The sequence below is a fragment of the Paludibacterium paludis genome (genome assembly GCF_018802605.1).
In the GTDB taxonomy this organism is placed as follows: domain Bacteria; phylum Pseudomonadota; class Gammaproteobacteria; order Burkholderiales; family Chromobacteriaceae; genus Paludibacterium; species Paludibacterium paludis.
On sequence record NZ_CP069161.1, the window covers coordinates 1,007,039 to 1,019,959 of the forward strand.

A 12,921-nucleotide genomic window follows, 5' to 3' on the forward strand; every position below is an offset into this window, starting at 1 on the left:
GGCCTTTTTTATTGTGGGTTAATGATGAGCGTATCCCGTATTCCTGTTGCATGGGGGGCTGGCTTGTTGGCCTGTCTCCCCGTCTCGGCGCTGGCTTCCGCGCCCGGTGGTCCGGACCTGAGCCTGGCCTGGGTCGTGCCGTTCGCCGGCATTCTGTTGTCCATCGCGCTGTTTCCGATTTTCGCGGAATCGGTCTGGCACCACCACGCCGGCAAAGTCGTCGCCGGCTGGACGGCCCTGTTTCTGCTGCCCTACGGCCTGTACTTCGGCCTCGCGTCGGCCGCCCACCTCGTGGCGCATGCCATGCTGGCCGAATACCTGCCGTTCATCATTCTGCTGCTGACGCTTTACACGGTGTCCGGAGGCGTGCTGGTGGAGGGCAATCTGCACGGATCGCCCGCGCTCAATACCGGCCTGCTGGCGCTCGGCACCCTGCTGGCTTCCGTGATGGGCACCACCGGCGCCGCCATGCTCTTGATCCGGCCGTTGCTGCGCGCCAACGACAACCGCCGCCACAGGGTGCATGTCGTGGTGTTCTTCATTTTCCTGGTGGCCAATGTCGGTGGCGGCCTGACCCCGCTGGGCGACCCGCCGCTGTTTCTCGGGTTTCTCAACGGTGTGAGCTTTGGTTGGACCTTCCTGCACATGATCACGCCCGTCGCGATCGCCGCCGCTGTCTTGCTGGCGCTGTTCTATGTGCTGGACAGCTGGTGGTACCGCAAGGAAGGCGTGGAGCCCGTCGACCCGACCCCGGATTCGCCCTTGCGCTTTCGCGGCCTGTTCAACCTCGTTCTGCTGGGATTGGCGGTGGGCGCCGTGCTGCTGTCCGGTTTCTGGAAGCCGGGGATCCGTTACGAGGTGCTGGGTACGCCGATCGAGCTGCAGAACGTCACCCGCGATGTGTTGCTGCTGGCCATCGCCGGTTTGTCCTTATGGCTGACGCCGCGGGCCATCCGCGAGGGAAACCGCTTCAACTGGGGGCCGATCGAAGAGGTCGCCGTGCTGTTCGCGGGGATTTTCATTACCATCGCGCCGGCTATCGCCATTTTGCGCTTGGGCGAGGCGGGGCATTTCGCCGACGTGCTGCGCATGGTCAGCCGCCCGGACGGTACACCGATCGATTCCATGTACTTCTGGATGACGGGGCTGTTGTCGAGCTTCCTCGATAATGCGCCGACCTATCTGGTGTTCTTCAACCTGGCCGCCGGCGATGCCCATACCCTGATGGGGCCGATGGCGAGCACACTGCAGGCCATTTCCATGGGGGCGGTGTTCATGGGGGCGAACACCTACATCGGCAATGCGCCGAACTTCATGGTGAAGGCCATTGCCGAGGAGCGCGGTGTCGCGATGCCGAGCTTTTTCGCCTATATGGCCTGGTCGATGGCGATTCTGCTGCCGCTGTTTGTCCTGCTGACCCTGCTGATGTTCTGAGCCGTGCGGCGGGGCTTCTTCTTGAGGCTCCGCCGTTTCCGGCGTAAGCTAGCCGGTTTGTCGTTTTCTGGTTTGGCATCGATCATGCATATCCACATCCTGGGCATTTGCGGTACCTTCATGGGCGGTATCGCCGCCATCGCGAAAGAAGCCGGCCACACGGTCACCGGTTGCGACGCCAATGTTTACCCTCCCATGAGTACCCAGCTTGAGGCGATGGGCATCGGCCTGATTCCCGGTTTCGATCCTTCCCAGGTGTCGATCGGCGCGGACCTGTTCGTCATCGGCAACGTGGTGAGCCGCGGCAACCCACTGATGGAAACCATTCTCGACCTGGGGCTGCCGTATTGCTCCGGCCCGCAGTGGCTCGCCGAGAACGTACTGGCTGGCAAATGGGTGCTCGCCGTGGCGGGAACGCACGGCAAGACCACCACCAGTTCCATGCTGGCCTGGATTCTCGAGGATGCCGGATTGGCTCCTGGCTTCCTGATCGGCGGCATTCCGGCCAATTTCGGCGTGTCGGCGCGTCTGCCGGGGCGTCCCGCGCAAGATACGGCCAGTGTCAGCCCGTTCTTCGTCATCGAGGCCGATGAATACGACACGGCCTTCTTCGACAAGCGTTCCAAATTCGTTCACTACCATCCCCGCACGGCTGTTCTCAACAACCTCGAATACGACCACGCGGACATCTTCCCGGATCTTGCGGCGATCGAAACCCAGTTCCACCATCTGGTGCGCACCGTGCCGCGCAACGGCCGCCTGATCGCCAACGGCCGCGAGGCCAGCCTCGATCGCGTGCTCGAGCGGGGGGCCTGGACGCCGGTCGAACGTTTTGGCGGACCGGACGGCTGGCGGGTCGGCGACGCCGATGCGGACGGCGCGTTCGATGTGTATCTGGATGGCAAGCTCGAGGCGCGTGTCGAATGGCCACTGATCGGCGAGCACAATCGCCTCAATGCCCTGGCGGCGATCGCGGCGGCGCGGCATGTGGGTGTCACGCCCCGGCAGTCCGCCGAGGCGCTGTCGCGTTTTCTGAGTGTCAAGCGGCGCATGGAAGTGCGTGGCGTGGTGAATGGCGTGACGGTTTACGATGATTTCGCCCACCATCCGACCGCGATCACGACGACGGTAGAGGGTTTGCGCCAGAAAATCGGCGCGGCGCGCATTCTCGCGGTGCTCGAACCTCGCTCCAACACCATGAAGCTCGGCGCCATGAAGGAGGCGCTGGCGCCGTCGCTGGCTCGGGCCGACAAGGTGTTCTGCGCGGCGCACAATCTGAACTGGAATCCGGCCGAAGCGCTCGCGCCGCTGGGCGACAAGGCCGCGACGTTCGGGGCGTTCGCCGATCTGGTCGATGCCATCATCGCCGAAGCGCGCCCCGGCGACCACATCCTGGTGATGAGCAACGGCGGCTTCAACGGCATCCACGCCAAGCTGCTCGAGCGGCTGGCCCAAGCCGGGTAAATCGGCGGCCCGTTTGGCGCGTCAGCGATCGACGATGGCGCGCCGGTGACGCCGGAACACCCACTTTTCCCACATGGGACGGGTAATCTCGCCCAGTCCCTCGCGAATGTCCGCCACCAGGTTGTAGTGACCGTCCGCCGCGCGCGCGCAGCGGGTCACCACCCCCGGCAGTGCCAGGCGCAGGGCGGAGTCGGGATTGGGGTACAGGGTGAGGAGCACCGCGTCGCCAGCCTTCAGGGGCGCCGCCTGGCTCCAGGACAGCGCTTCCAGCCCGACCCGGCATGGTGTCAGCGGCGGCCGCTCGGTGTGGCGGTTCCGGAGGCTGACTTCCAGCGCCAGATCCAGCTTGGCTTCGAGTCTCAGAAGAATCGGCGCCGGATCCTCCTGGGCGTCGGACGGCGCGGCCAGGACTTTCATGGCAAGCCTCGTTTCGCGCAGCATGTCGTCAAGCTCGTCAGCGCTTTCCCTTTGTGCGCAGGCGAACGGCAACAGGGCGCTGAAGCTCGCCGTGTCCAGCGCGGCCAGGGTATCCAGCCGGTTCATGATGTTTCTCCCGCGAAAAGACCGACAATGCCGTCAAGGCCCATGTGGTTGATCGCCACATCGGCCTGGCGGCGCACCACGGGCTTGGCGCGGAACGCGACGCCGATCCCCGCTTCGCCAAGCATCGCCAGGTCGTTGGCGCCGTCCCCGACCGCCAGCACCGTGCCGGGCGCGAGTCCGAGTTCGTCGCGCACGCGCACCAGCAGGTCGCGCTTGGCGCGGGCGTCGACGATGTCGCCGATCACCCGGCCGGTCAGCCGGCCGTCCCTCACTTCCAGCTGGTTGGCGAACGCGTAATCCAGCCCCAGCTGCGCCTTGAGCCGGTCGGTGAAGAATGTGAAGCCGCCCGATACCAGCATGAAGGCGACGTTCGAGGCATGGCACGTGTCGATCAGCGTTCGCGCGCCGGGCGTCAGTGCCAAGCGTTCGCTCCACACCCGCTCCAGCGCGCTTTCTTCAAGTCCGGCGAGCAGCGAGACACGTTCCCTGAGCGACGCCGAAAAGTCCAGCTCACCGCGCATCGAGCGCTCGGTGATGGCGGCGACCTTGTCCTTGATGCCCTGCATGTCGGCGATCTCGTCGATGCATTCGATGGTGATCAGCGTGGAGTCCATGTCCGAGACGACAAGGCCCAGGTCGGCGAAACGGAGACCGGCCGGCATCAGGGCCAAGTCGCAGCCGAGCTGTTCGGCCAGCGCGCAGGTTTCGTCCGAAAGCGGAGCGGATACGCCCGAGAGACGGGCCGCCGTGGGCGACACGCGAAGAATGTTGTTCGCGCCACAGGCGCGGGCCAGTCGGTCAAGGGGGGCGTCGTCCAGGGAAGAGGGGGCCTGGACCACCAGAATAGGCTCAGAATGTGTCATGCCGCAGCGCATCGGTGGTGGATGATGACAGAATTATGCCACCGCGCGGGCCGGCAGGGCGAGGGGGAGACCCCCTCGTACCCCGGTCGGGATTATTTTTTCTCGGGTTGCGGCTTGCCGCCCATTTTTTCGCAGGTGCCCTTGGCAACGTACTTCCAGTCGGCGGGGGCGTTGTCGGTCTTGGCCTGGCCCGCGCAGCTGTGGGAACCATCCGGCGCGGCGCAGTCGTTCTTGCCGGCCTGGGCGATGCCATAGCATTTTTCCTTGTCGGCGGCATGGGCCGCGGGACTGGACAGCGAACCGGCCGCCACCAGGGCGCCAATGGCGGAAAAAACGAGTGCGCGCGACGTTTTCATCGGGTCTCCTGATCAGCGAATGTTGACGATCTTGTGCGTCTGCACCGACAGCCGCCATTCGGGGTGCTTCATGCACCAGTCGATGGCCGCCGCGGTGTTTTCGGCCCGCTCCGGGCCGTCCATCGGTTGAACGAAATAATGCGCGAAATCCGTGTCGCCGAGCATGTCAGGCAACAGGGCCGGTTGCGGGTACACCAGCTTGAGCTCGTGGCCCTGGCGCTGCACCAGCGGCGCGCCGGCCTTGGGGCTCACGCAGATCCAGTCAAGCCCGGCCGGCGCCGGCAGCGTGCCGTTGGTTTCGACGGCCACTTCGAAGCCCAGCCGGTGCAGGGCGTCGATCAGGGGCGCATCCAGTTGCAACAGCGGCTCGCCGCCGGTGCAGACCACATAGGGCGTTCCGCCGGCATCGGCCGGCCACTGCGCCGCGATGCGCGCCGCGAGCTCCCCGGCGTTGGGGAACTTGCCGCCGTCAGGGCCTGTGCCGACGAAGTCGGTGTCGCAAAAGCGGCAGACGGCCTCTTCACGGTGCCGCTCCTTGCCGCTCCACAGATTGCACCCGGAGAAGCGGCAGAACACCGCCGCGCGGCCGGCCTGGCAACCTTCGCCCTGCAGGGTGTAAAAGATTTCCTTTACGGTATACATGAAAACCCTACCTTTGCACCAGAGGCCAGTGCATGTCGTGGCGGAACGTCAGGGATGCGCCGCGGTCGTCGTTTTCCATGATGTCGATGCGTGACAGTTCCGGCACCAAGGGCGAGAGGTGGGCGTGCACCCATTCGGCCACCGAGGCGCTGTGGCCGTCGCGCACACCGGCGAGCTTGTCCAGCGGATTGTGGTCGAGCTGGCGATACAGCGGCTTGAAGCGGTCCTTGACGTCGCCAAAATCGAGCAGCCAGCCCATGGTCCGGTCAAGATCGCCGGAGAGCATCAGGCGGATCAGGTAGCTGTGACCGGTGTACTGGCCGTTCTCCCCGAACGGGGTGGCGCTTTCGAAGCGCTGCTCCTTCCAGATCCGGAACACTTTTCCGTCGAACTGGCTGCCGGCGGTGTGGGTTTCACGCACTTCGACCCATTTGAGACCGGGAAGCGCCGGCGCCAGTTGTCCGAACAGCCAGGCGGCCAGCACCTCGCTGGTCGGGTTGGCGAGACCTTCTATGTCGTTCAGGTAGCGGTGATGCAGGCGAGCGCGCAGCGGGAGCCAGGCCCGTTCGATCGCGCTCGCGTCGGCGGCCTGCGCATCCGCCACCAGGCGTACGCCGAAGCCGTGTCCGTGCAGGCGACCGCACTTGTGCCCGGCCGGGACATGGGGCAGATGGTGGGCGGCTTCGAAACCGGTATCCAGCCAGGCCAGCGCCGTGCCGTTGTCCACCACCACTCCGCGGTCGGGGGCGCCGCGCAGCATCAGCGTGACCGGCATCGGCAGCCGTTCGGCGATGCCGCGCGCGATGGACAGGTCGCCGGCGTCGAAGACGCAATCGTTGAGCAGTGTGTAGTCGAGCGGAGCGATGGCGTCGCCCAGCGCGGCTTCCAGCGTCGGCATGTCGGTGTGGGTGGTGTCGGCGCGGGCGAGCACACGAAAACTGTGACCGTGCATCCGCGCCAGGCGCGGATCGGTCTGGCCGGCCAGTTGCCGGGCGGCTTCGAAGCCCGTTCCGGCCAGAATCAGGGAAGCATGCATGGCTCAGCGTCCCCCGGTGCGTTCGACCAGCGGGTCGGGGATGCCGGCCTCGGCGAAGCCCTTGGCGCGCAGCAGGCAGGAGGCGCAGTGGCCGCAGGGGGGCTGTTCCCCGTTGTAGCAGGTGTGGCTGTGGGCGAGGGCGCCCAGCGCGCCGACATCGCGCGCCAGGAACACCGTTTCGGCCTTGCTCAGGTACATCAGCGGCGCATGGATTTCCAGGCGGGTTTCCATGCCGAGCCGGATGGCGACTTCCAGCGCCTTGAGGGTGTCTTCGCGGCAGTCGGGGTAGCCCGAGTAGTCGGTCTGGGCGACGCCGGTCACCAGATGCCGGATGCCGCGGGTGTAGGCCAGCGCGGCGGCGAAGGTCAGAAACACGAGGTTGCGGCCCGGCACGAAGGTATTGGGCAGCGTCTTGTCGTGATCGGCGCGCACGCCGTCTTCCGGCTCGATGCCGCTGTCGGTGAGGGCATTGCCGCCGATGGCGGCGAAGGTGTCGATCGGCAGCACATGCTGGACGACGCCGGCCATCGTGGCGATGTCGCGCGCGCAATCGAGCTCGATGCGGTGACGCTGACCGTAGTCGAAGGTCACGGCTTCCACGTTGCCGGCGCCGAAGCGTTGCAGGGCCCAGTAAAGGCAGGTCGTCGAATCCTGTCCGCCGGAGAGCACGACCAGGGCTTTTTCAGGTGTTTTCATGAGTTCGCTTTCCATCGATACACAGTCGAGGCAAGGTTGGGGCTGAGGCACGGGATCGGTCTCACCCGGCCGCCGATTAAAAATCAACCCGTTATTTTAACAGCCGGGCGTCCGGCCAGCCAGCATCTCTCGTCACCTGTCGCCGCGGTCCGATGGCATGTGCGCGGCACACTGGCATAATGCTTTTTTGACCGCCTCTTTACGTATTTGTTATGGCTCAACCCAAGATAGCTTTCATCCTCCACGGCAAACGCTGTCCGCGCGGCATGCCCGACGATCTGCTCAAAGTGTTCGCTAACGACTTTCAGGTGGACATTCATATCACGACCTCCTCCGTGAGCGCCGAGGAGGTCGCGTTCCAGGCGGTCAGGGACGGATGCGTTTATCTGATCGCCGCGGGCGGCGACGGGACGATCCACGAGGTGGTCAATGGCGTGATGCGCTGCCCGGCCGAGTCGCGCGGGCATGTGGCGGTCGGCGCGTTGCCCCTGGGCAGCGGCAACGACTTTGTCCGTTCCATCGGAATGACGGGAGGCATCCGCGAGTTGCGCGCGATGATCCGCGACGAGGCCGTGCGCGCCATCGATCTGGGGCTGGCCGTGGTGACGGAGCCGGATGGCGGAGAAAAACGCGTGTATTTCGACAACATCGCCTCGCTTGGCATCGGCTCGGCGATCGTCGAGAAGGTCAACCGCCGGCCTTCGTGGTTGTCCGCGTCGGCGGCCTTCCATGGCGCGATCCTGTCGACGCTGGTGACCTGGCGTCCGCAGCGCATGCGCGTGAGGGTGGATGGCGGCGAATGGATCGATGGGGCGTTTCAGGCGGTGTGTATCGCGAACGGGCGGTTTTTCGGAAGCGGTCTGGGGGTGGCGCCGGATGCCCGCCTGGACGATGGCCGCTTCGAGGTGGTGCTGATCCGCGATGCCGGCGCGCGTGATTTCGTGCGCTTTTTGCCGCAGCTGAAAAAGTCGCAACGGATCGCCAGCCCGAAAATCGAGTACCTGTCGGGCGGTCTTGTCGAGGTGGCGGGAGTCGGAGGGGCGCCCTCCATCGAAGCCGATGGAGAGCACCTGGGGCGGGGAGCGGTACGGTTTTCCGTGGTGCCCGCCGCGTTGCGTTGCCTCGTTCGTCAGACCTGAGCTTCGGCGAGCGTCGGGTAGTCGAGGTAGCCCTCCGCGCCGCCGCCGTAGAAGGTGGAGGCGTCAGGCGTGTTCAGCGGCGCGTTTTCGCGGATGCGCTCGGCCAGGTCAGGGTTGGCGATGTAGCTGCGTCCGAAGGCGGCGGCATCGATGAACCCCTTGCCGACCATCTCTTTCGCCTTGTCGGCGGTATACCCGCCGGCGCCGATGATCACGCCCGGGTACAGCGCGCGCAGCTCGGTGCGGAAGCTGTCCTGGTAGGCGGGCCCGCCCGCCCAGTCCGGCTCGGAAATGTGCAGGTAGGCCAGTTTGCGCTTGGCCAGTTCGCGGGCCAGATAGCGCGCCATGTCTTCCTGGCCGACATCGGACAGACCGTTGAAGATGCCCAGCGGCGAGAGGCGGATACCGACGCGGTCGGCGTCCCATTCGGCGACGACCGCGTCGACGACTTCCAGCAACAGCCGGGCGCGGTTTTCCACGGAGCCGCCATAGCGGTCCTCGCGCAGGTTGGACGACTCGGACAGGAACTGATTGATCAGATAGCCGTGCGCCGCGTGGATTTCCACGAGATCGAAGCCGGCGCGCCGGGCGTTGTCCGTCGCGGTGCGGTAGTCTTCGATGAGGTCTTCGATTTCGGGCAATTCCAGCGCGCGGGGCGTATCGCACGGGGCGCGCACGAGATCGCCGTTCGCCGTGCGGATATTGGTGTTGCTGTCGGCCTTGAGCGCGGAAGGGGCCAGCGGCGCTTCCCCGCCCGGTTGCAGCGAGCGGTGGGAGATCCGTCCGGTGTGCCACAGTTGCATGGCGATGAGACCGCCGGCCCGGTGCACGGCGTCGGTGACGCGAGTCCAGGCGCGCACCTGTTCTTCGCTATAGATGCCGGGCGCGCCCGCGTAGCCCTTGGCGGTCGGGGAAATGTGCGCGGCCTCGGAAATCAGCAGCCCGCCGCTGGCGCGCTGGGCATAGTACTCCGGCGCGAGCGGGGTGGGAACATCGCCAGGCTCGGTGCTGCGCAGCCGGGTCAGCGGAGCCATGACAATACGGTTCTTCAGGGTAACGGCGCCGACTGTCAGCGGGGTGAAAAGCGTCTCGTACATTCGGGTCTCCTTAAAATTAGACCGGTCATCTAGTCAACATCGAAAAAACAATCCGCGAAAAGCGGATTGCCGTTATTCAGTGCGGCCGGCCAACAGTTCGGCCGTCCGTTCCAGCGCGCCGTCCAGTATCGCCGGATCGTGCTGGACTTTGAACAGCAAGGACGCGCCGATCCACAGACTGTACAGCGAGCGGGCCATGTTTTCCGGCGCTCCCGCGGTGCGGATCGATCCATCCGCGGCGCCTTCGCGCAGCGCGTCGGCGATACGCCGCATCACTCGGTCCATGCCGCGCGACAAGGCTTCGCGCATCGGTTCGGAAAGATCCGAGACCTCCCCGGCGAGTTTGACGGCAAGGCAGCTCATGTGTGAACTGCACTCGCAGTGCCGGTGCATCCACCGCTGAAAATACCCCAGCAGCCTGTCGCGGGCGGAGCCTTCCGCCTGAACGAGCAGTTCGGCAAGACGCGCGTCGTAGTTGTCGAAATAGCGCTCCAGCATCTGCACGCCAAACGCTTCCTTGGACGGGAAGTAGTGGTAGAACGAGCCCTTGGGTACGCCGGCCGTGCCGAGAATCTCGGACAGCCCCACCGCCGCGTAACCCTTGCCCAGGATGATGTTCTCGCCGGTGGCCAGAAGGTGTTCCCGGGTATCGCCAAAGTGTGTCATGCGTGTCATGGACGAATAATACTAGACCAGTCGTCTAGTTTGCAAGTCCCGACTGCGTCCGAATGCCGCGGGTATGGCGCCGCATCCGTGCCGGAAGGTTCAGAGCGCTTTTTTCAGGTAGTAGAAACAATTGCCGCCGGCGTAACCGTCGCGTTGCAACTCCACCTCGAAGCCGAGCCTGGTGTAGAAGCCGGGCGCCTGATGACCCAGTGTTTCGACAAAGGCGAAGCGGCATCCTTCCGATGCGCCGAATGCCAGGGCCTGTTCCATCAGCGCGTGTCCCCATCCTTTGCCGCGCTGCGTTTCGTCGACCAGAAGGTACTTGATGTGCAGTTGCCCCCAAAACAGCCGCACCACCACACAGCCGACCCAGTGACCGTCTTCACGGGCTTCGAAGGCGACCGGTTCGCCGACCATCCGTTCCGCGCCGGCGCTTTGCCGGTCGTGTCTGGCGAAGGCCGCATAGATTCGTTCTTTCAGTTCGGCGTTCAGTGGTGTTCGGGTGAGGGTACGGTTCATCGCGCGCGAGGAGGGGGAAGGGAACCCGCAGCAGTGTAATGGCGCGCGCGGGCCGGAACAAGGGCGCGAGGATGGCCATGCGGCCATCGGCCTGCGCTCGGGAATATTTGATCCTGGCCAATGAAATACGTGTTCTTGCCGACCGGATCGCGCCATGCCAATTCGCTTTGAAAACAATATCTTGCGACGGTGTAAGCGCGCGCTGTCCGGTTTTTCTCATTGCGCCATTGTGAGATGTGCGTAGACGCTTGCCGGATTTGCGTATGCCGGAGCCGGATGCCCCGCCGCTAGAGTGGAGGTCGTGAAAGAGGATGAACGGTAACAAAAAAGGAGGCGTCCATGAGACAAGTGGCATGGGCTGTGGGGCTCGCGCTGATGGCCGGCACTGTCCGGGCCGCGTCGGCGTTCGATGCGGCGTCGGTCAAGCGGGGCGAATACCTGGCCCGGGCCGGCGATTGCATCGCGTGTCATGCCCGGCCAGGCGGTTCGCAGATGTCCGGAGGACTGGGGCTGCCGACTCCGGTCGGCACCCTTTACGCGACCAATATCACGCCGGATCGGGAGACCGGGATCGGGCGCTATAGCTTCCGGGAATTCGCCGCGGCGGTTCGCGAAGGTGTCCGCAAGGATGGCGCGACGCTGTATCCGGCGATGCCGTATCCCTCGTATTCGATCATTTCCGACGAGGACATGAGGGACTTGTACGCCTATTTCATGGCGGGAGTGAGGCCGGTCAGGCAAGTCAACCGGGCGGCCGATATTCCCTGGCCGCTTTCCCTGCGCTGGCCGCTGGCGTTGTGGCGCCGGTTGTTCGCGCCACAGGTCGCGGCCTATCGCCCCGATCCCGCGCGCGATGCGATCTGGAATCGCGGCGCCTACCTGGTCAAGGGGCCGGGGCATTGCGGCGCCTGTCACACGCCGCGGGGCGTGGCCTTTCAGGAAAAAGCCCTGGATGAACGGGACGGCCCGGCATTCCTGGCCGGCGCCACTATCGGCGGCTGGTTCGCCAAGAGTCTGCGGCGTGAGGGCGCCGACGGTCTGGGACGCTGGAGCGAAAAGGAGATCGCCGAGCTGCTTGGCACCGGCCGCAACAGTCACAGCGTGGCGTTCGGCGCCATGGCGGAGGTCGTGGCGCACAGCACCCGTCACTTGAGCGAAGGTGATCTGGGCGCGATAGCGCGCTATCTGGCCAGTGTTTCCGGCGGAACCGCCGCAAGAGAGCTCGCCACCCGGTCGACCACCTTCCAGGATCTGGCCGCCGGCCGTTATTCGGGCGCCGGCGCCGTGATCTACATGGAGCGTTGTGTCGTGTGTCACCGTCAGGATGGCGAAGGGGTCGAGCACCTGTTTCCGGCTCTGGCGCGCAGCAGTGTCGTGAACAGCCCCGATCCGGCTTCGCTGATCCGCATCGTGCTGGAAGGCAGTCGCCTGCCGCCCGTCCGTCACGAGGCGTTCGTGCCGGCCATGCCGTCCCTTGCCGCGTTGAGCGACCGGGAGGTGGCCGATGTGATGAGTTTTGTGCGCGCGTCGTGGGGCAATACGGCCCCGGAAGTGACCGAGCGCGATGTCGGCAAGGTGCGCCGGCTGTTGTCCGCCGAGGTTGATTCGTTGAACGCGGCTCGTTGAGGAGTGTGTCGTCATGATGAGAATCGTTGCCGTTTCCCTGTTGCTCTGTACCGGCGCCGCCATCGCCGAGGCGCCGTTCGCGCCGCCCGCGGATACGGCCATTCCGGGTACGCCAGAAGGGGCGAGGATCCGCCTGGGGCAGCGGCTGTTGTCCGACACCGCGCGGCTTTTGCCCGACAAGGTCGGCGCGGCGATGAATTGCACCAGCTGTCATCTGGGGGGCGGCAAGGTCGCCCACGCATCGCCGTTTGTCAGGGTGTGGAACAAATACCCGTCGTATAACCCGAGAGCCGGGCGCGAGGTCACCCTGACCGACCGCATCAATGGCTGCATGCTGCGCTCCATGAACGGCAAGAAGCTGGCTCAGGACTCGCGGGAAATGCGCGCCATGCTCGCTTACATGCAATGGTTGTCCAAAGACGTGCCCAAGGGGACGAAGATGGGGGGCGGCGGCATTGGCGCTATCGACAAGACCCTGACGCCCGATCCGGTGCGCGGCAAGGCCCTGTATGGCACCTATTGCGCGGTATGCCACGGCGCCAATGGCGAAGGCCGCTGGCGCAAGGGCGCGCTGGTGTTCCCGCCCTTGTGGGGCGAGAAATCGTTCAACATCGGCGCCGGCATGGCACGCACGTTCACGGCGGCGGCCTGGGTCAAGCAGAACATGCCGATGGCCGCGCATGCGCGCGGCGCGCTGGGCCAGGGCGGCGTGCTGAGCGACCAGGAGGCGCTCGATGTGGCCGAATATTTCAGCCACCAGCCTCGGCCGGATTTCCCCGGCAAGGAAAAGGACTGGCCCAAGGGCGGCAAACCGGCCGACGCGCGCTATTGAGCGCGCGG

General features: G+C 65.3%; 14 protein-coding genes. 5 read left to right on the forward strand and 9 right to left on the reverse strand.

The genetic code is table 11. From position 1 onward, the window contains the following. The first annotated feature begins 24 nt into the window (after nucleotides 1–24). Both JNO50_RS04520 and mpl read left to right on the forward strand, forming a co-directional pair. On the forward strand, nucleotides 25–1,434 hold the full coding sequence (locus JNO50_RS04520) for a sodium:proton antiporter (protein ID WP_189535248.1): 1,410 nt from the start codon (nucleotides 25–27) through the stop codon (nucleotides 1,432–1,434). 81 nt (nucleotides 1,435–1,515) lie between these two features. After that, nucleotides 1,516–2,898, forward strand: coding sequence for a UDP-N-acetylmuramate:L-alanyl-gamma-D-glutamyl-meso-diaminopimelate ligase (mpl, locus tag JNO50_RS04525; RefSeq protein WP_215796561.1), 1,383 nt, complete (start codon nucleotides 1,516–1,518; stop codon nucleotides 2,896–2,898). Nucleotides 2,899–2,919: 21 nt separating this feature from the next. Here the strand turns inward: mpl and JNO50_RS04530 are convergent, their stop codons facing one another. The 6 genes from JNO50_RS04530 to queC form a co-directional block, all read right to left on the reverse strand. After that, nucleotides 2,920–3,441, reverse strand: coding sequence for a PilZ domain-containing protein (locus JNO50_RS04530; protein ID WP_189535128.1), 522 nt, complete (start codon nucleotides 3,439–3,441; stop codon nucleotides 2,920–2,922). Continuing rightward, nucleotides 3,438–4,304, reverse strand: coding sequence for a phosphoserine phosphatase SerB (gene serB, locus JNO50_RS04535; protein ID WP_189535130.1), 867 nt, complete (start codon nucleotides 4,302–4,304; stop codon nucleotides 3,438–3,440). Before serB ends, JNO50_RS04530 begins: the two co-directional genes overlap by 4 nt. A 92-nt stretch (nucleotides 4,305–4,396) precedes the next feature. Then, nucleotides 4,397–4,660 carry a BufA1 family periplasmic bufferin-type metallophore gene (locus tag JNO50_RS04540; RefSeq protein WP_189535132.1) on the reverse strand — a complete coding sequence of 88 codons (264 nt, stop codon included), beginning with the start codon at nucleotides 4,658–4,660 and terminating at the stop codon, nucleotides 4,397–4,399. A 12-nt stretch (nucleotides 4,661–4,672) separates the two neighbouring features. Further along, nucleotides 4,673–5,302: a 7-carboxy-7-deazaguanine synthase gene (gene queE, locus JNO50_RS04545; RefSeq protein WP_189535134.1), complete on the reverse strand. Its 630-nt coding sequence runs from the start codon at nucleotides 5,300–5,302 to the stop codon at nucleotides 4,673–4,675. Between the two features lie 7 nt (nucleotides 5,303–5,309). Then, complete coding sequence (locus JNO50_RS19185) at nucleotides 5,310–6,338, reverse strand: 6-carboxytetrahydropterin synthase (protein ID WP_189535136.1); 1,029 nt, start codon at nucleotides 6,336–6,338, stop codon at nucleotides 5,310–5,312. A 3-nt stretch (nucleotides 6,339–6,341) separates the two neighbouring features. Beyond that, entirely contained in the window at nucleotides 6,342–7,034 is a 693-nt protein-coding gene (gene queC / locus JNO50_RS04555; protein WP_189535138.1) for a 7-cyano-7-deazaguanine synthase QueC, read from the reverse strand. A 212-nt stretch (nucleotides 7,035–7,246) separates the two neighbouring features. Here queC and JNO50_RS04560 point away from each other — a divergent pair, with 212 nt between their 5' ends. Continuing rightward, on the forward strand, nucleotides 7,247–8,173 hold the full coding sequence (locus JNO50_RS04560; protein WP_189535140.1) for a diacylglycerol/lipid kinase family protein: 927 nt from the start codon (nucleotides 7,247–7,249) through the stop codon (nucleotides 8,171–8,173). Here JNO50_RS04560 and nemA read toward each other — a convergent pair. The 3 genes from nemA to JNO50_RS04575 all read right to left on the reverse strand — a co-directional run bounded on the left by nemA (nucleotide 8,164) and on the right by JNO50_RS04575 (nucleotide 10,455). Further along, a complete protein-coding gene (nemA, locus tag JNO50_RS04565) occupies nucleotides 8,164–9,270 on the reverse strand; it encodes an N-ethylmaleimide reductase (RefSeq protein WP_189535142.1) in 1,107 nt (368 codons plus the stop codon). The genes JNO50_RS04560 and nemA overlap by 10 nt on opposite strands. A 72-nt stretch (nucleotides 9,271–9,342) precedes the next feature. Further along, on the reverse strand, nucleotides 9,343–9,936 hold the full coding sequence (locus JNO50_RS04570; RefSeq protein ID WP_229804761.1) for a TetR/AcrR family transcriptional regulator: 594 nt from the start codon (nucleotides 9,934–9,936) through the stop codon (nucleotides 9,343–9,345). A 99-nt stretch (nucleotides 9,937–10,035) separates the two neighbouring features. Next, the gene (locus JNO50_RS04575) at nucleotides 10,036–10,455 is read right to left on the reverse strand and encodes a GNAT family N-acetyltransferase (RefSeq protein ID WP_189535146.1); all 420 of its coding nucleotides are present in this window, start codon (nucleotides 10,453–10,455) and stop codon (nucleotides 10,036–10,038) included. A 339-nt stretch (nucleotides 10,456–10,794) separates the two neighbouring features. Here JNO50_RS04575 and JNO50_RS04580 point away from each other — a divergent pair, with 339 nt between their 5' ends. Next, nucleotides 10,795–12,081: a cytochrome c gene (locus JNO50_RS04580; protein WP_189535148.1), complete on the forward strand. Its 1,287-nt coding sequence runs from the start codon at nucleotides 10,795–10,797 to the stop codon at nucleotides 12,079–12,081. Nucleotides 12,082–12,094: 13 nt separating this feature from the next. Further along, on the forward strand, nucleotides 12,095–12,913 hold the full coding sequence (locus JNO50_RS04585; protein WP_189535150.1) for a c-type cytochrome: 819 nt from the start codon (nucleotides 12,095–12,097) through the stop codon (nucleotides 12,911–12,913). Nucleotides 12,914–12,921 lie beyond the last annotated feature (8 nt).